Source organism: Lachnoclostridium sp. (genome assembly GCF_031997925.1).
Taxonomy (GTDB): domain Bacteria; phylum Bacillota; class Clostridia; order Lachnospirales; family Lachnospiraceae; genus Lachnoclostridium.
In genome coordinates this window covers 1-23,739 of the sequence record NZ_DAMADT010000003.1, presented here as the reverse complement: position 1 = coordinate 23,739, position 23,739 = coordinate 1, and the positions used below count along the sequence as shown (strand labels likewise).

Here is a 23,739-nt window from a genome sequence, read left to right as displayed (position 1 = left end):
GGAGGACCTAATATGTATCGTTCACACATCTTAGTTTGTGGTGGAACCGGTTGTACTTCCTCCGGAAGTCAGCAGATTCTAAATGCGTTACAGACTGAAATCGAAAAAGCCGGACTAAAAGAAGAGGTTGCTGTAGTTCAGACAGGATGCCACGGACTTTGTGCTTTGGGACCTATTATGTTAATTTATCCAGAAGGCACATTTTACTCCATGGTAAATGTTGAAGATATCCCTGAAATCGTAACAGAGCACTTATTAAAAGGTAGAATTGTGAAACGCCTTCTATATAATGAGACAGTTACGGAAGATGGTATTAAATCATTAAATGAAACAGATTTTTATAAAAAACAGCATAGAATTGCTCTTCGTAATTGTGGTGTAATTAACCCAGAGAATATTGATGAATACATAGGAACAAGGGGGTACGAAGCACTTGGTAAGGTTCTTACCGAAATGACCTCAGACGAAGTAATACAAGTCCTCTTAGACAGCGGGTTACGCGGCCGTGGAGGCGGTGGATTCCCAACCGGATTAAAGTGGAAGCTTGCAAAAGGAAATGATGCTGATCAAAAATATGTCTGCTGTAATGCCGATGAAGGGGATCCAGGTGCATTCATGGATCGTTCTGTCTTAGAAGGTGACCCTCACGTAGTATTAGAGGCTATGGCTATTGCAGGATATGCAATCGGAGCAAATCAAGGATATATTTACGTTCGAGCTGAATACCCAATCGCTGTTGCTCGTCTTGAAATTGCGATAAATCAAGCGAGAGAATATGGCCTTCTTGGGAATAATATATTTGGTACAGATTTCTCCTTTGATGTTGGTCTTCGTCTAGGTGCTGGCGCTTTCGTTTGTGGTGAAGAGACTGCTCTTATGACCTCTATTGAAGGTAACCGTGGTGAACCTCGTCCACGTCCTCCATTCCCAGCGCAAAAAGGATTATTCCAAAAGCCAACCATATTAAATAACGTAGAAACTTATGCTAATATCCCTCAGATTATTTTAAATGGATCAGAATGGTTCTCGTCCATGGGTACAGAAAAGAGCAAGGGTACAAAAGTATTCGCTCTTGGTGGCAAGATCAAGAACACTGGTCTTGTAGAAATTCCAATGGGTACTACACTTCGTGAAGTTGTAGAACAAATCGGTGGTGGTATTCCAAATGGTAAGAAATTTAAAGCTGCTCAGACAGGTGGACCATCCGGCGGATGTATTCCAGTAGAGCATTTTGATATTCCAATTGATTACGATAACTTGATTTCCATTGGTTCTATGATGGGCTCTGGTGGTCTTATTGTAATGGATGAAGACAACTGTATGGTTGATATCGCTAAGTTCTTCCTTGAATTTACCGTAGATGAGTCTTGTGGTAAATGTACTCCATGTCGAATCGGTACAAAGCGTATGTTAGAGATTCTTGACAAGATTACCAAGGGTAATGGAACCTTAGAGGATCTAGATAAGTTAGAGGATCTTTGCTATTACATCAAAGATAACTCTCTCTGTGGTCTTGGTCAGACAGCACCAAACCCTGTTTTATCCACACTTCGCTATTTCAGAGACGAGTATATCGCTCATGTAGTAGACAAAAAGTGTCCGTCTGGTGTATGTAAATCCTTACTTTCCTATACCATCGATGCAGACAAGTGTAAAGGCTGTACTTTATGTGCACGTACCTGTCCAAACAATGCAATTGAAGGTAAAGTTCGCGAGCCTCACGTAATCATACAAGATAAGTGTATCAAGTGTGGAGCTTGTATGGAGAAATGTAAATTCGGCGCAATCAGTAAGAAATAATTATGGAGGTTACTATGGCGAATATTAATATAAAAATCAACGGCATGGATGTCTCTGCTCCGGCAGGTTCGACCATCTTAGAAGCTGCCAGATTAGCGCACATTGAAATTCCAACCCTTTGCTACCTAAAGGAAATCAACGAGATTGGTGCTTGTCGTATCTGTGTAGTAGAAGTAAAAGGTGCAAGAAGCTTAGTAGCTTCCTGTGTATATCCAATAAACGAGGGTATGGAGATATTTACAAATACTCCAAAAGTATTAAAGTCAAGAAAAAGAACCTTACAATTAATTCTTTCTAACCATGATAGAAGATGTCTCTCCTGTGTAAGAAGTGGAGACTGTGAACTACAGAAATTGTGTAAGGAACTTGGAGTTGAGGACGAAGCCTTATATGATGGCGAGAAGGGCTTATATGAACTCGATGAAACCGCAGCTCATATGGTTCGTGATAATAATAAATGTATTCTTTGTAGACGCTGTACTGCTGTCTGCTCGTTAACACAAGGTGTAGGTGTTATTGGAGCAAATGAACGAGGATTTAAAACGAATATCGGTTCTGCATTTGATATGGGACTAGGAGAAACAAGCTGTGTCTCCTGTGGCCAGTGTATCGCTGTCTGTCCTACAGGTGCGCTTTATGAAAAAGATAGCACCGATGAAGTACTAGAAGCAATTGCAGATCCAGAGAAGTTTGTATTCGTTCAAACAGCACCTGCTGTTCGTGCAGGGCTTGGCGAAGCATTTGGCTTACCAATCGGAACGAATGTGGAAGGCAAGATGGTTGCTGCCCTTCGTCGTATTGGCTTTGATAAAGTATTTGATACAAACTTCAGTGCTGACTTAACCATCATGGAAGAAGCAACAGAGTTCCTTGATCGTGTACAAAATGGTGGAGTATTACCACTGATTACTTCCTGTTCTCCAGGATGGATTAAATACTGCGAGCACTATTTCCCTGATATGACAGAAAACTTAAGCTCCTGTAAATCTCCACAGCAGATGTTTGGTGCTATTGCAAAGACATATTATGCGGAAAAGCTTGGCATTGATCCATCTAAGATGGTCAGTGTAAGTATTATGCCATGTACCGCAAAGAAATTCGAACTTGGCCGTGACGATCAATCCGCAGCTGGTGTTCCAGATGTTGACTATTCTTTAACCGTACGTGAATTTGCAAGACTTATTGATAAGGTAGGCCTTAAATTCTTAGAATTGCCAGATGAGCAGTATGATAATCCACTTGGTATCTCTACTGGTGCTGCTGTTATCTTTGGTGCTACTGGTGGTGTTATGGAAGCCGCTCTTCGTACTGCAGTATGGAAATTAACCGGTGAAAATACTGAATCTCCAATTGAGTTTAATGAGGTTCGTGGAGTACAAGGCATCAAAGAAGCAACTTTCCATGTTGCTGGTATGGATGTCAATGTTGCCGTAGCTTCTGGTCTTTCCAATGCAAAAGAGTTGCTTGATAAAGTTAAATCAGGAGAAGCAAACTATCACTTTATCGAAATCATGGGATGTCCTGGTGGCTGTGTCAATGGTGGTGGTCAGCCTCAGGTTCCAGCAAGCGTTCGTAACTTTACAGACATACGCGCTCTTCGTGCTAAGGTTCTCTACGACTCAGATGCAGCAAATCCTTTTCGTATGTCTCATGAAAATGAAGCAGTGAAGAAAGTTTATGAGGAGTTCCTTGGTGCTCCTGGAAGCCATAAGGCACATGATATCTTGCATACAACTTATGTTAAGAGATCTATTAACTAAATATAGACAATAAAAATAAATAAAAAATGTCTCTGCACATGTATTAACTGCTGAGACATTTTTTATTTTAACTATAAAAGTTGTTAGTCCAAATTCATCTAAGAAGATAGTTTTCATATACCTCTTCGATTACTATATTCCATATAAATCAAGGCAACTCCAATAATTGATTAATCTACAACATCATTTTTTAGATCTTTACATAGTTCGAATATTCGATCCATATCAAGATTGAAAAAGAAATAATATTTACCATTAATTGATATCGTTCTTTCGCCATCTGCGATAACAAAAGTGAGTAATATCACGTATCCTAACTTTTTGAATTACCCTATAATCTTTTATTGCTACAAAAGCAAACAATACTTCAGCCCCACTAATATAACAATCTTTTAAATCAAAGATAAACCAGTCAAATAGTAAAATATAATCAAGACTGCCACCAAAGAATATTTTATCAATAAGGCTACAAAATGCTCCTGACAACAATAGCACATAAATTGCTTTCGGTAATATTTTCTCCTGTTTTGCGCAAAAGCAATAATACTGGTAGATATAGTAAACTATCACTATAACGAAAACATTAATCAGTATTGCAAACCACGGGTAACTAAATATATTTACATAATTCCCAAGATAAGATTGGTTTGTGTTTACCTTCGGTCTGAAAGCAAATATTTCATCCAATATCCAAAAATTCTTATCAAAATAGTTATGCCGTATGATAGCCTTTATCACCTGGTCAAGTACTACCAAACTTGCTATTGTTATGCTTTTTTTTGCGATCGGTTTCATGAAAACATCTCTCCTCTATTTCACTTTAGAAACGAATTCGATATAATACTTCTTCTTCCACCCATTCACTATGTACCGGTTGAAATCCTAGTCTCTTATATAGTCTTCTAGCCTGTTCGTTATCTGGCTCAAAACTAATATAGACCATCTTTTGATTCTTTTCTTCTTTCATATACTGCAAAAGCTGTTTCATCGCTTCTGCTCCAAGCCCCTTTGATTGATACCTCTCATCAATCATAAATCGCACAATTAAATAATGATACTCATCTGGGTGTAAGCAATACATTAAAAATCCAACCAATTCTTCTTCCTCATAAATCGTCATTGGCATATAGTCCTTATGTATCTTCGCTTGTTCTAACGAATAGTGGTTGGATACTAAAAAGCGGCGTTGACCCTCTTTCACTTTCAGATTAATCACCGCATCATAATTGGACTCTGTAATACCCCTAAGGGACACCAAAGGATAACCTCTCCTCTCGATATGATATTCATTCGGGAATTTCCCATATACTCTTTGGTTAGTCCTTCTATTATATAGTTAAAAAGCTCCACATGCAACTAAATCTTTGTTTTATATCCTCGTAAACTTTGCTTTATATGCCCGTAATTTCTGTTTATATGCTCGTAATACTATGGCTTCAAAACATCGAATCTCCCTGTTTAGATAAATTAGGATGTTACTTGTTTTGACAAATTAGAATGTTGCCTTTATGAAGTTTATATTACATATATCTATGTTAAAAACTACTTTCTTGAATTACTTTGCCACTATGATATAATATTAGTAAATTTTAGAATTTGCGAGGTTATTGTATGAATGTAAATGAGGTAAATAAAATTGTAAATGAATTAAAATCCAATATTCAGCAAGTAATTATCGGAAAAGACGATGTTATTCTAAAAGTAATAACTACCCTTATTGCAGGTGGACATGTTTTACTAGAAGATACTCCTGGTACTGGAAAAACACTATTATCCAAAGCACTCGCGCGTTCCATCTCTCTAGATTTCAGGCGCATTCAGTTTACACCAGACCTTTTACCATCAGACGTTACAGGGCTTAATATATATAATCAAAAAGAAGAATGTTTTACATTTTTAGCAGGCCCTGCCTTTACAAATATTTTATTAGCAGATGAAATTAACAGAGCAACTCCAAGAACCCAATCTAGCTTATTAGAGTGTATGGAAGAACACCAGATTACCATTGACGGAGAGACAAGGACCTTATCGGATCCGTTCTTTGTAATTGCTACACAAAATCCAATAGAAACCGCAGGGACCTTCCCACTCCCGGAAGCTCAGATGGATCGTTTTATGATGCAACTATCTATGGGATATCCTACGGAATCAGAAGAACTTAGTATGATTGATAGATATCTCTTAAACAACCCAATAACTAAGCTAAATCCAGTATGTTCTACAGAAGATATTCTTGCAATCAGAGAATATTCAAAGACTATTTTTATACATAATTCAGTACGGGAATATCTCGTTGCTATTATTCAGGCAACAAGAAAGCATCCTTTATTATCTGTTGGAGTAAGCCCTCGTGGAACATTGGCCTTGATAAAAGCCTGTCAAGTCTATGCTGCGATACAAAATCGTAATTATTGTCTACCAGATGATGTGAAACAATTGGCGCCCTGCGTATTAAAACATCGTGTTCTTTTATTTGGGAACTATAAACAGGGGGTTAATAATCATCCTATCGATGAGATTATTCAAAAAATCTCAGTACCAACCGAGGATTTTAGTGAGAAGAGGATGATATAAAATAGTTGCTAAGCCTCGAAACGAAGTTCGTGTTTTATAAAAATTACATGCTTCTTCTATTTTAATGACGGTTCAATATAACAGTCTGCATTTGCAAGAATATGTTGTATTCGATGGGTGCAATTGTTATGTATGCGTGCTAAAACACGCAGATGGGAGTTCATATGAGAATTATAACATCATTTCTTCTCATTGGTTTTGTGTACTATATTCAGCACTTTTTATATGAGAAGTATTGGGATTATAGATTAAGAGTAACACTATCTTTTGAAGATAACTTTGTAACCGAAGGGCAAAAAACTTATCTTATCGAATGTGTTGAGAATGATAAATTTTTACCTATCCCTCTCCTTCGTGTTAAGTTTTCAACCTCGAAGTACTTTTTATTTGGGAAAGAGAATAATGCAAACGTTACGGATCAGTATTATCGCCATAATGTTTACTCTATTATTCCATATCAGAAAATTACCAGAAAATATCCTTGTCTTTGTAGCAAAAGAGGTTGTTATTCCATCAATCGCATTGATTTAATTTCCCGTGACTTGTTCTTATCTGGTATACTGGCAAATCAGATGCCATGCGATAGTATGATTCATGTCCTACCGGGTACAGTTTCTCCGCTGAATTATCCAAAAAATCTGATATCAGCACTGCAGTCGATCATCCATCAGGCTGCATTAACAGAAGACCCTTTTGAATTAAAAAGCATCCGTGATTATGAACCCTATGATAATATACGCCATATTAATTGGAAACAAACCGCAAGGACAGGACATTTAAAAGTAAATACTCACTTCCCAACAACGTGGCAAAATGTATCCATTTACCTAAATCTTGATGCCAATATTGTATCACATCAAGAAGAATTGCTAGAAGAAAGCATACGAATTGCTTATTCCCTTGCTTCTATGCTGAATGAAGCAAATGTTCCTGTACGATTTTTATGTAATGGAAAGGATATTTTCACAAGTCAGACTATAAAAATGGAAGCTGGAAGTGGCAGACATTACTTAACTCAGCTAGGCATCTCTTTAGCAAGAATAGACTTAAAAAAATCCGCTGATAACTTTACCTCAACACTCGAACAATTTTTGGTACAGGATCAAATATCCCATCAACTAATATTAATTTCTAATTATCGAAAGCCTGATTTATTAGAAACTTATCATAAGCTTATGGATTGTGGGTATTCTTGTTTTTATATCATTCCAATACTAAAGTCTGTGGAGGAATTAGAAACATCGATTCCTAATTCTATGATATGGGAGGTGGACTATCTTGAAACCACGTTATCAGAAACTCCTTGATGTATTCCACCTTGGAATGCTATTACTTGTTTGCTGTACATTAACAACATTACTTTTTCAATTTGTTAAGCAAACTAGTATTGTAAGACAATCCGCTTTCTATGCTATCCTTCTGATTTTTTCTTATTTAATTAATAGTTATGTACGAAAGCACTTTTTTATTTTTCTACTACCTCATTTGGTTATATTGGTTATGTTATTCTACCTGACAATTCCTACAATGGATAAGACCCTTTGTATTATTCTATGGTCTTTTCTTATAGGATTTGATATTTTATTTTGGTGTGATATGACACGCTCCAAAGTTATTGACATGCCATTACCACTCATATTTGCTTATCCTGTACTTTATTGGTATTTAGGAAGAAGTGATATCGGTAATTATCAGACTCTCTCTTATTACTTTGGAATTTTATACTTAATGCTCGCACTTCTTTGTTCTTATTTAAAGAATACAAAGTACATTGAGCCGATAAAAGAAGATACTGGGTATACTCCAACAAAAGAAATCTTAAAGAGTAATAACCGAATGGTTTTTAGTATTTGTGGTACTCTCCTTTTTGGAACCTTTTTTCTTCGATATAAACCTATAGAAGCTTTTTTATCCCATGCTTTAACTCTCATAAAACTAGGACTTAGAGCTATTCTTTCGTTTGTTGTCAATTTATTTCATAGTGCTTTTGTCATACCCGAAATCGAAGATATGGATCTACCTGATATGCAACAAGCACCTTTACCAGAAGCAACCGCAAGCCCAATATCTAATTTACTACTGGATGTTATTATCTTTATTATTTGCTTTGCTCTTGTTACCGGATTTATCATTACTGTTTCTGTAGTAATATATCGTTTTATTAAAAAGTACCTTTATCCTCATACTCCCGCTTCTTTTACAGACGGAGATGACTTTTCCGTTATTGTAACCACTGAACGCCTTATAAGAAAAAAGCTTAAAACGGAAGTTGTTGATCTGAAAGGAAACAATAATCAAAAAATAAGGTATTATTATAAGAAAAGAATAAACCGTTTTATAGATAAAAATAAAGGTTTTGATCCGTCACTAACACCAAATGAGCGTGCCGATACCTCTGACCCTAATTTAGAGAAAGGATTACCAGAGCTTACGGCCTTCTATAATCGAGCTAGATATAGCAATGAATCTTTGACAAAAGAAGATGCAAAAAAAGCAAAAACTTATTTATAATGATAGATTATCCTATGTTTACGTATAGTTCTAAAATTTTTATCATAAGATAGAATAAGAATTGTTCGGAGCAACACCATATGAAACATATTATAAAGCAGTTTCTTCTTTTCTCATGCCTTCTTGTATTAAGTGCTTTACTAATTTCATGTAAGAAAACAAATGCACCAGAAAAAGAAAGGGATCTAGAATTTACCGTTGTAGAGAATGCTGATCTACCAGATAAATTATTAAAATGCATCGAAGAAAAGAAAACCAATCCTTTTAAACTAACTTATGAAAATGAAGATTATCTCTACATAGTGCAAGGTTATGGGGCTCAAAAAAGCGGTGGCTATAGCATCTCTGTTGACGAACTATATCTTGCCGGCAATTGGATCTATGTGAAAACCAACTTAATTGGTCCTGGAAAAAATGAACCAGTAACTCAAAATATCACTTACCCATATGTCGTTATTAAAACAGAATTTATGGATAATGAAGTTTGCTTTCAATAATAAAAAAAGCAAAGCATTACATTCAATGCTTTGCTTTTTTTATTCATGTCAAGTTAAAGTTCACGATTGTGCTTTTTTTGTTGAATCAAAAATCATATAACAACAATATTTAGTATTATCAAAAGTTATTTTAACCACATATAGTATTTGAGTAAAGGTTTTTTTGACATTTTCTATATTTTTGTTATTAATTATCATGTAACTATTAGCTATATTGTGCACTATTTCTTCCAAATCTAGTTCTTACTACCCAAATATTAGAAAATTAAATAACAATATGCATAACATTCCAGTTGTTTATTGTGCAATATTAAATATTTAATCAAAAATATCGAACCTACATTCCCCCCTTAATTTGACTTTAATACCCTAGTATGCTATAGTATGCTTATGAATTTGTTAGTTTTTGGATGTATCTTGACTACTAGTTATAACTTAACTTAATACTATGTCAGATGGCTTTCTGATATTATTTTTGGTTGTCCAAACGGGCAACCCTAATCTTTATTATGAAGCCTATGATTAATGGTCTCGTATCACTTACTATAACAAGCATGTAAAGCGTCAAGTTTCACAGACCGTACTGCAGATTGGAGTATAATAATGAAGCAACCAGAAAACATGTGCAAGGTAAGAAACACTGTAGTTAATAACGTAGGAAAAAGGGTAAAAATCAAAGCAAATAAGGGGCGTAATAAAGTAGATATCGCTGAAGGTATTATTGCTGAAACTTATCCATGCGTATTCTTAATTCAAGTGGAAGGTGAACTCGCCGAGTCCGTGAAAACAATGTCCTTTAGTTATACAGACGTTTTGACCAAGGAAGTAGAATTGGTACTCTGTTAATCAGTGTATCAAAATACCTAATAATATAAGGTAAATCTAACATATTAAGATGTCATTTCATGATATTACCACTTAGTTGTGGCTTATCATATTTGGCATCTTTTCTATTTTTACACATTGACATGTTACGTTTTTTTCTATATAATTAGTAATCATTATTAATATAATTATTTAGAAAGGAGTCAGGCTTGCAAACAACGAAATATAGTAGACAGAGAGAATCCATCAAAGATTATCTTGCCCATACGAAAGAGCACCCTACTGCTGATACCATTTACATGAAGGTTCGTGAAACTTATCCTAATATAAGCTTAGGAACCGTTTATCGTAATCTGAATCTTTTGGTTGAGCAAGGCGAAGTACTAAAAATCAGCTGCGGCGATGGAAGTGACCATTTTGATGGGACAACAAAACCGCATTATCATTTTATATGCACCACTTGTAATAAAGTGATGGATCTTCCTGCATTATCTCTGGATCATATCGATACCTTAGCAGGAGCAAATTTTGCAGGTAAAATCGAAGGGCATACTGCTTTCTTCTATGGCTCTTGTCCAGAATGCATCACTAAGACTTCCAATAGTTAAAGTAAGCAAGCTGCTTCAGCTGAGTTAGAAGATAAATAGAGGTTATGTAATTCTCTTATTGTGTAAAAGAAAAAACCAGGAACTTTTCTAATTGAAAGGTATCCTGGTTTTTTCTTTTCACGGCTCCTACTTCTTTCCTATTCTACTATATAATATTCTCCTATATAATAAAAGACGAACGATGCTAAGAGCACAGATTGAGGAATTGGAAAATTAATTTAAAAAAGATTGAAAAGAAGTATTGACATTTCTTTTCTTATGGTATATCATAATGATATCAGTAATGATTACTAATTTAAAAAAATCATTAACAACAATAGAAAGTTACTAAAACAAATTTACTACATTCTTTCTATTGCCGCTATAAACAGAACCTTAAGGTCTGTTATCAAAAAATAAGTATTGAAATGAAAAGGAGATTATAAGTATGAAAAAATTTGTATGTAATGTATGTGGTTATGTTCATGAAGGAGATTCCGCTCCTGAAGTATGTCCAATCTGTAAGGCTGGTTCGGACAAGTTTACTGAGCAGTCTAGCGATTTTACATGGGCAGCTGAGCACGTAGTTGGTGTTGCTCAGGGTGTTAGCGAAGATATTCTTAAAGATTTAAGAGATAACTTTACTGGTGAGTGTGCTGAAGTAGGTATGTACCTTGCAATGGCAAGAGTAGCGCATAGAGAAGGTTACCCAGAAATCGGTTTATACTATGAGAAGGCAGCTTATGAGGAGGCTGATCACGCTTCCAGATTCGCAGAATTACTTGGTGAAGTAGTAACTAACAGCACAAAGAAGAACCTAGAGTTAAGAGTAGCTGCTGAAAACGGCGCAACAGCTGGTAAGTTTGATCTTGCTAAGCGTGCAAAAGAAGCTAATCTTGATGCTATTCATGACACTGTACATGAGATGGCTAGAGATGAAGCTAGACATGGTAAAGCATTCTTAGGCTTACTTCAGAGATATTTTCAATAATTAAAACCATGCTTGTTCCCTTGGAGTAATACACTCCCCGGTATTCCTCCAGTTATTCGATTACTCGCCCTCCCTTGGCGAAATATACTATATAATTTTTAGCGCCAGGATATGGCATGATAAAAATTGTATACTCCCCTATGAAAGAAGGCAAGACCTCTATCCCCATGGAAGTCTTGCCTTTTCTTCTTTTTTAAACTATATTTGCGCGTTAATCGTGTCCATGCTATAATACCTAAAACATAAAACAAACTTATTTAGGAGAATTTTATATGAAATCATATCGCTATACCACACTACTTTTTGATGCTGATGATACCTTATTAGACTTTAAAGCATCCGAGCAAGATGCTTTATTTTATATTTTTGAACAAGTTAATGTACCTCTCACTAAGGAAATTCTATCTTTCTACCATGAAATTAATCATGGCTTATGGGAAGCTTTTGAAAGAGGTGAAATTTCTCGAAACGAAATTCTGCATACTCGCTTTGTAACAGTATTTGATGCATTACAGAAACAAGGGATCGCCCCTATGAATCTGACATTTGGAGGAAAACCAATCAATTCTACGGATCTTGAACCACTTTATCAAGCAAAACTTGCATCGGGTCACAACTTAATACCTGGGGCAAAAGAATTAATAGAAACTCTTCGCAAAACTCATCGTGTCTATATTGTCTCGAATGGTGTAGCCACTACCCAACATAACCGCTTAAATGCCTCTGGTTTATTCCCTCTTTTTAAAGACATATTCATATCAGAAATGACCGGATATCAAAAACCACAAGTAGAGTTTTTCCATTATTGCATCGATCGTATTCCTGATTTTTCTCCTGAAACTACTCTTATTATTGGAGATAGCCTTACTTCAGATATGAAAGGAGGCAATAATATCGGTATTGATACCTGTTGGTTTAATCCGAGGCAAGAAGAAAAAAGAATTGATGTAACTGTGACTTATGAAATCCATGAGTTAGAGGAACTGTATCTATTTGTATAACTTAAGGGATTAGACAGCCTCCGACGATGAGGTTCTAATTTATCGGTAACTTCAATGCAATCTCTTCGTAAACAAGAAAAGGCATGCTTCATGAACTTTTCCCTTATTCATAAAAATTGAGAACTAAGACTCAGTCCTTAGTTCTCATTTTTTTCTTTATAAACAAGTTAGTTAATAAACTAACTCTATTGAATTCTTTTTATATTAGTCTCGCAAAACATTTCTTTCATTCTTGCAAACTAAAATTAATCCAACTAACGCCAAGCTTTAGTGATAAGAATATTTCAAAGATTACTTACGGTTCGCTGGCTCTATATTAATCGATTTACCTTTAATCTTTGATTCCTTCATAACTTGAATGACATCTGCTGCATATTCTCTAGGAACCTCAACAAAGGTATATTTATCGTACATATCGATGCTACCAATAAGCTTTCCTGGCATTCCTGTCTCTCCTGCAATCGCACCAAGGATATCACCTGGTCTAATGTTTTGCTTTTTACCAAGATTGATAAATAAACGAACCATTCCTTGCTCAGCTCCAGTATCACCAAAGTCAGGAGCTGCCTGTTCTTCTGGTTGGTTATCATTTCCCATCGCCATCTTTAAGAATGCGGCTGCAACATCAAGAGCAGTATAATCTGACTCATTTAACTTTGTTTCGATTAGGGAAATCATTTTTGATAAATCTTCTGATTCCATTAGCTCATTAATGCGGTCTAAGATTTTTTCTGCCTTTACAGCTGTTACATCATTAACAGATGGAATAGGCATAACTTTAATCTTAGTTTTACAATAACGCTGGATATCTCTTAATTTGTATACTTCTTTTCCAACTACCAAAGTAAATGCACGTCCAGTTCTGCCTGCTCTACCGGTACGTCCGATCCGGTGTACATAATATTCTTCATCCTGTGGTACATCATAATTAAATACTGCTTCCACATCATCCACATCAATACCTCTTGCTGCTACATCGGTAGCAACTAGGATTTCTGCTTTACCGTTACGGAAAGAGCTCATGACACGATCTCTTTGCTGCTGCTTTAAATCGCCATGAAGACCTTCCGCAAAAAATCCTCGACTAGATAATGCAGTAACTAATTCATCCACTTGACGCTTTGTATTACAGAATACTAAGCAACGCTTTGGAGAATACATATCTAACAACCTAGATAATACATCAACCTTATTCTTAGGTCTTACTTCGTAGTAGTATTGCTCAATCTTTGGAACTGTTAACTCCTTCTTTACTACCTTTACCACAGTAGCATCCTTTTGGTATGTTCTTGCAATCTCCATAATTGGCTGAGGCATAGTAGCTGAGAATAATAATGTCTGACGGTCTTCTGGCATTTCCTTTAAGATAGTTTCAATATCTTCACGGAATCCCATGTTTAACATCTCATCCGCCTCATCTAAAGCTATCATAGAAACCTTATCAAACTTTACTGTTTTTCTTCTCATGTGATCCATAACACGACCTGGTGTACCGATTACAATCTGAACTCCTGCTTTTAGTGAACGAATCTGTCTCGTAATGTCTTGGCCACCATAAATCGGTATTGCTTTAATCCCATGCATAAACTTTGAGAACTTATGCATCTCCTCAGATACTTGAATTGCAAGCTCTCTTGTTGGGCAAAGTACAACCGCCTGAAGACCTTTTACCTTTGGGTCGATTTTCTGCAATATTGGAATAGAAAATGCAGCAGTCTTTCCAGTACCAGTCTGAGCCTGACCTACGATATCTTTCCCCTCTAATACAACCGGTATCGCTTGAGCCTGAATCGGTGTCATTTCTTCATAACCAAGCTCCTCGATTGCTCTAATAATCGGAGTTTGTAACTCCATTTCATCAAATCTAATTGTCATTCCTTACTTCCTTTCTAAAACGCACAGAAAGCACCATGCGCCTATCCACAATGTTATATCGGAAATTTCTACGCAGCATGGTTGACACCGCGTCCTTGGAAACATTTAGAGTATCTCCACTTCTATCTATCTAAACCCGATGTATACGCACAAAAAGTGCTGTAAAATTACCATGATCAACTCAATTACCCATTGATTCAGGGTGAATCTTACAACACTCCCTTTTCATTTAGTGTAAATGTCTATTCCGATAATACTTCGGGTTGTAGTATATCATTAAAAGCTAGTTGCGTCAAGGCGTTTTCCAGAAAGATAAGAACGGAAGGAATAGGCAATTTGAGCTATTTTAAGCTTTTCTTACCTTATTATATCCAATATTTCACTAGAACATATCTCGAAGACTTCTGTGAACTAGCGTAATAATTCTTCCTCTTTCAGATAAATTTCTTTCTTTGATATATTGAATATTTATACTTTTGATATGATTTACTTAAGCTTTAACTCTTGCAGTTAACTTATCACCCTCGGTATCAATTAAGATGATGTCACCTTCTTTTACCTGGTCACTTAAGATTAATCTAGCACTTAATGTTTCAACATTCTTTTGTAGATATCTCTTTAAAGGACGCGCACCATAGACTGGATCATACGCTTTATCAATCACTAGCTGCTTCGCTGTGTCGGTTAATTCTACACGAATACTGCGATCTTCCAGTCTTTTATTTAGATTGGTGAGTAATAAATCAACAATACTTCGAATATCTTCCTTATTTAATGGTTTAAATAATATAATCTCATCCAATCGATTTAAAAACTCTGGTCTAAAATGAGCACGCAGATCTTCCATTACCATACCCTCTGCCTGTGCACTAATTTCACCTGCTTCATCAATACCGTCTAATAGATAGGTGGAACCAATATTAGATGTCATAATTAAGATCGTATTCTTAAAGTCTACAGTACGGCCTGTGGAGTCTGTAATACGTCCATCATCAAGTACCTGTAATAAGATATTAAACACATCCGGGTGAGCTTTCTCAATCTCATCAAATAAAACAACCGAATATGGCTTTCTACGAACAGCTTCCGTAAGCTGACCACCCTCATCGTATCCGACATATCCTGGAGGCGCTCCAATTAGTCTGCTGACAGAATATTTCTCCATATACTCACTCATATCAATACGAACAATATTTTGTTCATTGTCAAATAAGGATTCCGCAAGCGCTTTGCCTAGTTCTGTTTTACCAACACCCGTAGGCCCAAGGAATAAGAAGGAACCAATTGGTTTACTTGGATCCTTAATACCAGCCTTTGAACGAAGCAGGGCATCCGCAACACGTCGTACACCATCTTCTTGACCAATGACTCTTCTTTGAAGCTCCTCGTCAAGATGTAGGGTTTTATTTCGTTCGCTTTCTGTTAGCTTAGCTACCGGAATACCTGTCCAACGAGAAACGATACGTGCAATTTCTTCTTCACTAACACTTTCATGAACTAAGGTGTGAGCCTCTTGTTTCACTTTCTCTTCCTCTAATTCAAGTTGCTTACGAAGACTTGGTAAACGTCCATATTTTAATTCTGCTGCTTTATTTAGGTCATAATTTAATTCTGCATTTTGAATTTCGTTATTAATTCCTTCCAATTCTTCTCGAAGCTTTTGAACTTTTTCTACCGCTGCTTTTTCATTATCCCACTTTGCCTTTTGAACATTAAAATCTTCTCGAAGTTCTGCTAATTCTTTTTGTAGACTCAAAAGACGTTCTTTACTTAGTCGATCATCCTCTTTTTTCAGTGCTGCTTCTTCGATTTCCATCTGCATAATACGACGTGAGATATCATCTAGTTCGGTTGGCATCGAATCAAGCTCTGTCTTAATTAATGCGCAAGCCTCGTCAACTAAATCAATTGCTTTATCCGGAAGGAAACGGTCAGAAATATATCGATTACTTAAAATTGCCGCACTTACTAAAGCAGCATCGGTAATTTTAACACCATGAAATACTTCATAACGCTCTTTTAAACCACGTAGGATAGAGATCGTATCTTCAACAGTTGGTTCCTCTACCATGACTGGTTGGAATCTTCTCTCAAGAGCTGCATCCTTTTCAATATACATACGATATTCATTTAAGGTGGTAGCACCGATACAATGAAGCTCACCACGAGCTAACATAGGTTTTAGCATATTACCAGCATCCATGGCACCGTCGGCCTTTCCTGCACCGACAATCGTATGGAGCTCATCGATAAATAGAATAATCTGACCATCGCTGTTTTTTACATCATCAAGAACTGCTTTTAAACGTTCCTCAAACTCTCCTCGATATTTCGCACCTGCTACTAAAGCACCCATATCAAGAGCAAAAAGACGCTTGTCCTTTAATCCTTCAGGAACATCGCCGCGAACAATACGCTGCGCTAATCCTTCGACTACAGCGGTTTTACCAACACCTGGTTCACCAATTAACACTGGATTATTCTTCGTCTTACGAGATAGTATACGTACTACATTACGTATTTCGCTATCACGGCCAATTACAGGGTCGAGCTTTTGGTTCCTTGCACGTTCTACTAAATCAACACCATATTTCTCTAGTGTATCATAGGTTGCTTCTGGATTATCGCTTCGAACCTGTTGATTACCACGAACAGATGCAAGCGCAGTTAAAAATCGATCCTTATTAATATTAAAATCCTTAAGTAACCTCGCTATCTCTTTATTCGGATACTTTAATATGCTAAGAAACAGATGCTCTACAGAGACATACTGATCTCCCATTGCAGAGGCTTCATTTTCTGCATAAATTAATACTTTATTTAAGTCATTACTAATATAAACTTCCCCACCACTAACTTTAGGACGTTTATCTAATAACCCCTGTAGCTGAGCAAGAAACACTTCTGTGTTAATGTCCATCTTTTGAAATAATTTTGGCAAAAGACCTTCTTTATCATTTAACAGACAGTATAAAAAATGCTCTTCATCAATTTGCTGGTGACCATACTCATATGCCAGTTTTTCACAGTCTTGTACTGCTTTTAAAGATTTTTGAGTAAACTTGCTAATATTCATATAAATTACCTGCCTTTCATAACCTGCAAACTTTGGGGTGCAGGCACAAATTTTCATTTAAAATTATTTACACTAAATTCTGTGTGCTTAAGCACATATATAAACGAAAATACTGAAAAACCATACTTCGTTTTACAATCTAATCTTTTTTCATGTTAAAATCAGTATAACACGTTTGTTCTATTGCAACTATAACATATATAATTATGATGTCAAGTATTATTTTCTGTTTTTTACTTTTTGATGGATTGTTATTTTACATCAAGGTTTTAACGTTTTACAGACAAAGCGGATATTCTATACAAACTGGATTAGTGATAGAGTGTATTATGTCGATTGTAGCCGTTCTACAGAAGTTTTATACATTCATATGCCTTCAGGGGTGTAGATAAAATTACGCACGATATTGATACTATTAAGGATAAATATAATAACAATATGGAATATGAGCAATGCTAGATATTTCTAATTATGAATTAATAAGATTTATTGTGGAATGTCACATCTCTAAAGATTTGAAAATTATAACCATCATAAGTTTCCACGTAATATATACGATTAGTAGAAAATTCATTCGTACTGAGTTTTGTATAAATACGCTTGACAAGAAAAGATCTAATATCATGCGTTCGGCTATATCGGGAATTATCAAAAGTAAATGTTTAGAAATTTCCGTCATAGCTTAATACACTTGTTGTAGCAGGGCCATCTATTCCAAAAGTGGTTATTAATATACAATCTGGAATTTCACGTTGTACATTCTTAATGAAATTATTAAGTTTGGCAATATTATATGATCTACTTTCAGGTGTTAATAAAACATCATCGTTTTTATATGCCATATCAACAGTATAATCTGTAGGTAATGACGTGAGTAATTCTTCTGGATTAATACAATTCATATTTTTTAATTCCTCGAGTTTTCCTTATATATTATTCTCGATAATATGAGATGTGTATAAGAAGATCAACGCATCATTTATACTAAAAGTCTCAGCGTCTAGACATTATAATGTAACAAACAAAAAAGGTATTGTAGAACTGTCTTTCACAAGTCCTACAATACCTTATCTTATTGCTTAGTTTTAATATTCCTTTACCCACTCTGCAATTGCAAGAATCACTTTCTCATCTACCTTGCTCTTTACACTATAGTCGCTAATATCGCGTACTCCTGTTGTTGGCATAAATAAATGATTTAAGCCTTCATATAATTGAAATGTTGCATTGTCCTTCCCCTTTAGCAGTTCCTTCCACATCTCGAAATCAACTTCAGGGTACACTTGAAAATCTGCTTCTCCCTGCATAAATAACATTGGAATGGTTAGATTTGCTACGATTTTAGGCGTATCAATTTCATTCAGACTCATCCAATAATATCCGTTTGCTCCCAGTAATGGTTCATTTAGATTTTCCTCAGTAAGATTTTTAATTTGATCGCTCTGAGCCTTCATCGTATCCAGGTATAGTGTCTTCTCTGTCTCACTCACCTCACCGTTTTCTGCCGCCTCAGTCGCTTGATCCAGTATGATATCCTCTAATTTTCTAGGGCTGCCTGCTAAGGAGATAAAGCCTGCAATTTCCGGATTATCCGCAGCTATCTTAGGACATAACATACCTCCTAAGCTATGGCCAAGTACAAATACCTTTTCCGTATTTACATCCGTTAGACTCTTAGCATATTGAATGGCATAAGTAACATCCTTTAATACCTCATCATAAATAGTCATCGTATCGGTGGCTTGATCCATATATTGATAAAATCTTTTATTGTAACGGATAGAGGCAATACCCTCACTCGCTAGTCCCCTTGCGATATCACGAAATGGCTTATTGCTCGTTCCGCCAATCGTTTCATCCATATCACTCTGCCCTGACCCTTGTACTAAAATTACGATAGGTGGATTTTTTATACCTTTTGGCATGGTTAAAATACCATCCAAAGGAAATTCTCCCTCACCAGCAGTGACACCGTTGGTGATACCGATAGTGATATCGATTTCCTCTATCTTCTCTTTATCGTATTCTTCCTCAATTGGTTGATAGGAAAACCATAGTTTCTCTAACTTACAATCTTTATTATAGACATAAGATATCTTTAACCCATTCTCTGTATATTCTACTAAACTATCTACAGAGATATACTCTCCCGTTTTTGTAGCTTTTACCGAGGTAACCGAAACTAACTCACCAATTCGTTCAACAGTACTGCGAAAAGCTTTCTCTAAGTCAGGTAGCGCTAATTGCTCTTTCACTGTATCCGCAAGATAGGAATAGACTTCTTCAAAATTCTCTGTTAATAAATCTTGCGTTAACTTCGCTGAAAGATCCGCCATACCATTCTCGCTAAATTCTACTGAGTCTATAAGTCCTGGCGTCGGTGTTTCTTTAGGCATATCCGTAATGATTGCCTCTGTTATCGTTGGTGTCACTGTCAGTTCCCCTTCACTTATTACCTGGTCCGTTTTATTGTTCTTTCCTTTACACGAGACCATACTAAGGATAAGTAAACTGCAGCCCAAACCCAATAATACCCTTTTCATTCTAACTCCCATCTGCGTGCTTTGGCACGCGTATAAATCAAGAGGTTGAAAAATTACTTTCTATTTTTCAACTTAATACCTATTCTGGCGCTTTCGCCACTTTAATTAACCAGAACCATTTGTGCATCAACACAAATGTAAGGTTTGAAAACTTTTTGCATATACTTCTTATTCTTGCGTCTTAATTACAGTTTTCACACTTTTAATTACTTTACACAGGAAAGTGCCACAAAATCTTTCTCTGGTTGAAATCATTTGTAGCACCTATGTTCCTATCTTTTATTATACCACCTTATTCAATAGAATTAAATATCTTAGCTAAAGGTGAATCAGAATTTAAGATTAAAGTTTTATTGTCACCACTTAAAGAAACTTTTGCAGCATCAAGAGAACGAACGAAGGAATAGAAATCACTTCTTGATTCATCGGAATATGCAGCTGCAAGAATTTTCATATATTCTGCTTCCCCTGCTGCTATTGTTTTTTCAGCATCTGCTTTAGCTGCAGAAATTTTTATTACTATCTCGTTGTCAGTCTGATTGCGGATTTTCTTAGCTTCAGACTCACCTTCCGCAGTATAAGAAGCTGCAATATTATTACGCTCAGAAATCATTCTTTCGTAGACAGCTGTTTTGTTATCACTTGGCAAATCCAAGTGTTTTGTTTCAACACTAATAAGTTTAATTCCATACTGATCCATTACATCGCCGATGTTATCCATGATTGCGGAACTTAATGCTCCATGACGTCCGGAGATAACCTCGCTCTGTGCCATTCTACTGATCACATTTTTAATAGAGTTATAGACTGTTGTATTAATACGGCTCTCTGCATTTGCTATTTGTGCGTTTAAGCTCTTTACAAATAAGAGAGGATCTTCAATCTTCCAGAGAACATAGCTGTCTGCTACCATGGTTTTTTTATCTTTCGTAATAACATCAGAAGGAGCTAAATCATACAATAATGTTTTGTTTGGAAGCTTTGCGGTATCTTCAATAAACGGAATCTTAAAACTAAGTCCTGGCTTCGTAATAATACGCTCTACTTTCCCAAACTGGCGAATTAGTGTATATTCATCCTGCTGCGTTACAACGATTGATGTTCCTAAAATAAAAAGTCCAAGGGCAGCAATTAATATAATGAATCCAAGAGCAAACTTTGGTGCTCTTCTTCTTTGTTTGATATGCTCAACATCTCCCATACTTACTGTGCACCCCCTAACAATGGTTCTATCGGTAATATTTTTTCCACTCCACCTTTGGAGTTATCAATAATAACTTTTAAATCAGGAAGAATGTCCTCCATTGCTTCATAAAACATTCTTTGTTTCGTTATTAATGGATTCTTTTTATATTCTTGATACATAGCATTAAATCTAGCTACCTGACCTTCTGCCTCATTGATACGAGCTTGCCTTGTTGACTCTGCCTCTTTTGTAATCTGGTCAACTTGTGCTTCTGCAGCAGGTAACTCTTCATTACGATACTTATTTGCATTATTGATTGCTGTTTCTTTTCCTTGCTTTGCTGTTTCTACTGCCTTAAATGCTTCCATAACCTCTACGGTAGGTGGTTCTGCATCTTGAATTGTGATGTTCACTAAAGAAATACCTAAATCTTGTTCGTCTAGTTTTTCGGTTATTATTTCTCGGATTACCGTCTGAATTTCATTTTTACCAGTAGTTATAACGCTATCCACATCATAACTTCCTACTTGGGAACGAATACAACTCTGTGCTAAATTCTTTAAAATACTCACTGGGTCATTCGAAGCATATAAATATTTCACTGGATCCGTTACTTTATATTCTACAAAGAAATCCACAAGTACAAAATTATAATCCACCGTAATCATTAGGGATTCTTCATCAATTGAATTCCCAGTATTAATGTCATAGCCAATCGCAAAACCCTTAATTGTGGTATCAACCATCTGCACCTTTTGTATAAATGGTATCTTAAAATGTAAACCAGGTTCACTTACCTGCTTCGGAATTCCAAAGGTGGTAACGACAGCCTGTTCCTGCTCATTGATTGTATATGCTGACATCCCTCCTAGGATAGCAATTACAACAATTGCGATAACAATTACAGCAACTTTTGAACCTTTCTTTACTGCATTTATTTGTTTCTCATCCATCTTTTTATCTTCCCCTTTCTTTTAAAGGAATTTATTGTAGTTCTATCTTACCTATTCCCCCCTGGAAAAGCAAGAAAAACCATATTAGAGTTTAATTAAATGTATTAAAATTTCATGATTTTTTAAATATACATTTTCCTTCCTATATATTCCTTATTTAGATCGTATAATGTATTGATTTGATAGTGGCATTTTTAAAAAATAAAAATCCGAACTGTAAAATATACTATTCTAATAATATATAATAAGGTCCTAAGACGAACTACTTTAATCTACCTTTCATAGAATTCATTCTAACTTCAATAAATTCATAATATAAAACAAGAAAAAGCACTTCGTGAACTTTCCTTATTTTAAAAAGGCAGAGATTATAGAGAAACCACGGAATATATTTTAATACTTCCTGGCTTTCTTATAATCTCTGCTCTTTCTTATATTTTCTGCTCATTTTGGTCCTATAAACTAGGGTAATTGCTTCCACTCATAAGTTTCTATTTAGGGAAAGAGAAGTAAGCGTCTGCACCGTCATCTTCAATTTCAATTTGATAACTCTTTGTTTCCTCTCCTTCAACGACCAGATCAACATCTATGGACCCTATTTGTTTCTCAACCACTAACTTTCCATTCTTAATGGTACCCATAAATGCTCCATCAAAATAAACATCTGCTCCCGTAATCCAATTAATTGTAATCGTATTATTCTTATTGGAATTATGATTACCATTGGAGGAATTCCCTCCGTTATTGGATCCATTGTTATTTCCACCATTGTTATTAGAACCTTGGTTACTTCCACTCGAGCCATTTCCAGAGTTATTCATATCATCGTCACCATCTGAGGTGTTATCCTCAATCTCGGATCCTCCAGAATTACCTGAATTATTTGACCAGTTATCCTCAAAGTCAGTCTCATAACCATTGTTATTATCCGTATTATTATTCCAATTATTATTTCCGTTGTTGTTTCCGTTGTTATCTCCATTGTTATTTTCGCTGTTATTACTGTTATTGCTTCCGTTGAAACCATCGTTTTCCGGAAGCGTAATGTTAGCGATTTGGTCTGTACGATCGACATTTAATATCCCTTTATAAGTAACGTAACCACCAAGAGATACTTCGACTTTATGCTCTCCATATGTTAATTCTACTGGCTCTATATAATTTGTTTTCACGCCATCAATATAAAGATTTGCAGACTCTGGTTTAATAGAAAATCGAACCCGACCACGCAGGATAGCTGCCATACCAAATTCCTCTACATTACACTTTAGTGTCTGCCCTCTTACTATGGTTACATCTTTCGTACCTTCCATATTTTTATTTCTTACTGTCACTGGATAGTTTCCTTCTTTTATCGTAAGTCTAAGATCATTGGTAATGTCCTCTATTGCCGTTGTTCCTACGGAAATCGTACCTCCAATAAAATCTTCTTGCCCAGATAACTCAAGATATCCATGTCCCTGATTAATTATAACTGCATAGATATTCTCATCCACTCCTCGTAATGTCACATAGTCCATATTAAGTACGTCTGAGATATCTGCTGGTTCTCCATGATAA

Annotated in this window: 19 protein-coding genes; 10 read left to right on the top strand and 9 right to left on the bottom strand. The window is 35.8% G+C overall.

Annotated elements, in window-relative coordinates:
• Positions 1 to 12 precede the first annotated feature (12 nt).
• Together RTP52_RS03040 and RTP52_RS03035 are read left to right on the top strand one after the other, a co-directional pair.
• Positions 13 to 1,800: an NADH-quinone oxidoreductase subunit NuoF gene (locus RTP52_RS03040; protein WP_312100649.1), complete on the top strand. Its 1,788-nt coding sequence runs from the start codon at positions 13 to 15 to the stop codon at positions 1,798 to 1,800.
• A 14-nt stretch (positions 1,801 to 1,814) separates the two neighbouring features.
• Positions 1,815 to 3,560 carry an NADH-dependent [FeFe] hydrogenase, group A6 gene (locus tag RTP52_RS03035; RefSeq protein ID WP_312369173.1) on the top strand — a complete coding sequence of 582 codons (1,746 nt, stop codon included), beginning with the start codon at positions 1,815 to 1,817 and terminating at the stop codon, positions 3,558 to 3,560.
• A 255-nt stretch (positions 3,561 to 3,815) separates the two neighbouring features.
• Here the strand turns inward: RTP52_RS03035 and RTP52_RS03030 are convergent, their stop codons facing one another.
• Positions 3,816 to 4,355, bottom strand: coding sequence for a signal peptidase II (locus RTP52_RS03030; protein ID WP_312369171.1), 540 nt, complete (start codon positions 4,353 to 4,355; stop codon positions 3,816 to 3,818).
• A gap of 25 nt (positions 4,356 to 4,380) precedes the next feature.
• Entirely contained in the window at positions 4,381 to 4,815 is a 435-nt protein-coding gene (locus RTP52_RS03025; RefSeq protein ID WP_312100724.1) for a GNAT family N-acetyltransferase, read from the bottom strand.
• 356 nt (positions 4,816 to 5,171) lie between these two features.
• Here RTP52_RS03025 and RTP52_RS03020 point away from each other — a divergent pair, with 356 nt between their 5' ends.
• From RTP52_RS03020 to RTP52_RS02985, 8 genes are all read left to right on the top strand, one after another.
• A complete protein-coding gene (locus RTP52_RS03020) occupies positions 5,172 to 6,134 on the top strand; it encodes an AAA family ATPase (protein ID WP_312369169.1) in 963 nt (320 codons plus the stop codon).
• 164 nt (positions 6,135 to 6,298) lie between these two features.
• Positions 6,299 to 7,441, top strand: a complete 1,143-nt coding sequence (locus RTP52_RS03015; protein WP_312369167.1) for a DUF58 domain-containing protein — start codon at positions 6,299 to 6,301, stop codon at positions 7,439 to 7,441.
• Positions 7,413 to 8,645, top strand: a complete 1,233-nt coding sequence (locus RTP52_RS03010; protein ID WP_312369165.1) for a DUF4129 domain-containing protein — start codon at positions 7,413 to 7,415, stop codon at positions 8,643 to 8,645. The genes RTP52_RS03015 and RTP52_RS03010 overlap by 29 nt, the downstream gene beginning before the upstream one ends.
• Positions 8,646 to 8,725: 80 nt before the next feature.
• On the top strand, positions 8,726 to 9,142 hold the full coding sequence (locus RTP52_RS03005; RefSeq protein ID WP_312100635.1) for a protease complex subunit PrcB family protein: 417 nt from the start codon (positions 8,726 to 8,728) through the stop codon (positions 9,140 to 9,142).
• 603 nt (positions 9,143 to 9,745) lie between these two features.
• Positions 9,746 to 9,988 carry a Veg family protein gene (locus RTP52_RS03000; protein ID WP_312369162.1) on the top strand — a complete coding sequence of 81 codons (243 nt, stop codon included), beginning with the start codon at positions 9,746 to 9,748 and terminating at the stop codon, positions 9,986 to 9,988.
• A 188-nt stretch (positions 9,989 to 10,176) separates the two neighbouring features.
• Positions 10,177 to 10,575, top strand: coding sequence for a Fur family transcriptional regulator (locus RTP52_RS02995; RefSeq protein WP_312100629.1), 399 nt, complete (start codon positions 10,177 to 10,179; stop codon positions 10,573 to 10,575).
• 427 nt (positions 10,576 to 11,002) lie between these two features.
• On the top strand, positions 11,003 to 11,545 hold the full coding sequence (locus tag RTP52_RS02990) for an NADH peroxidase (RefSeq protein ID WP_312104265.1): 543 nt from the start codon (positions 11,003 to 11,005) through the stop codon (positions 11,543 to 11,545).
• 272 nt (positions 11,546 to 11,817) lie between these two features.
• A complete protein-coding gene (locus RTP52_RS02985; RefSeq protein ID WP_312104267.1) occupies positions 11,818 to 12,546 on the top strand; it encodes a YjjG family noncanonical pyrimidine nucleotidase in 729 nt (242 codons plus the stop codon).
• Positions 12,547 to 12,837: 291 nt separating this feature from the next.
• Here the strand turns inward: RTP52_RS02985 and RTP52_RS02980 are convergent, their stop codons facing one another.
• The 7 genes from RTP52_RS02980 to RTP52_RS02950 all read right to left on the bottom strand — a co-directional run.
• Complete coding sequence (locus RTP52_RS02980) at positions 12,838 to 14,421, bottom strand: DEAD/DEAH box helicase (RefSeq protein WP_312104269.1); 1,584 nt, start codon at positions 14,419 to 14,421, stop codon at positions 12,838 to 12,840.
• 490 nt (positions 14,422 to 14,911) lie between these two features.
• Complete coding sequence (gene clpB / locus RTP52_RS02975; protein WP_312369159.1) at positions 14,912 to 17,497, bottom strand: ATP-dependent chaperone ClpB; 2,586 nt, start codon at positions 17,495 to 17,497, stop codon at positions 14,912 to 14,914.
• Positions 17,498 to 18,159: 662 nt separating this feature from the next.
• Positions 18,160 to 18,399 carry a hypothetical protein gene (locus RTP52_RS02970; RefSeq protein ID WP_312369157.1) on the bottom strand — a complete coding sequence of 80 codons (240 nt, stop codon included), beginning with the start codon at positions 18,397 to 18,399 and terminating at the stop codon, positions 18,160 to 18,162.
• Positions 18,400 to 18,582: 183 nt separating this feature from the next.
• Positions 18,583 to 20,040 (bottom strand): alpha/beta hydrolase, encoded by a 1,458-nt coding sequence (locus tag RTP52_RS02965; RefSeq protein ID WP_312369155.1) that lies wholly within the window; start codon positions 20,038 to 20,040, stop codon positions 18,583 to 18,585.
• A gap of 292 nt (positions 20,041 to 20,332) precedes the next feature.
• On the bottom strand, positions 20,333 to 21,241 hold the full coding sequence (gene hflC / locus RTP52_RS02960) for a protease modulator HflC (protein ID WP_312104278.1): 909 nt from the start codon (positions 21,239 to 21,241) through the stop codon (positions 20,333 to 20,335).
• Between the two features lie 2 nt (positions 21,242 to 21,243).
• Positions 21,244 to 22,179: an FtsH protease activity modulator HflK gene (gene hflK / locus RTP52_RS02955; RefSeq protein ID WP_312369153.1), complete on the bottom strand. Its 936-nt coding sequence runs from the start codon at positions 22,177 to 22,179 to the stop codon at positions 21,244 to 21,246.
• A 491-nt stretch (positions 22,180 to 22,670) separates the two neighbouring features.
• On the bottom strand, positions 22,671 to 23,739 hold a 1,069-nt coding region (locus RTP52_RS02950; protein WP_312369152.1), incomplete at its 5' end, for a hypothetical protein.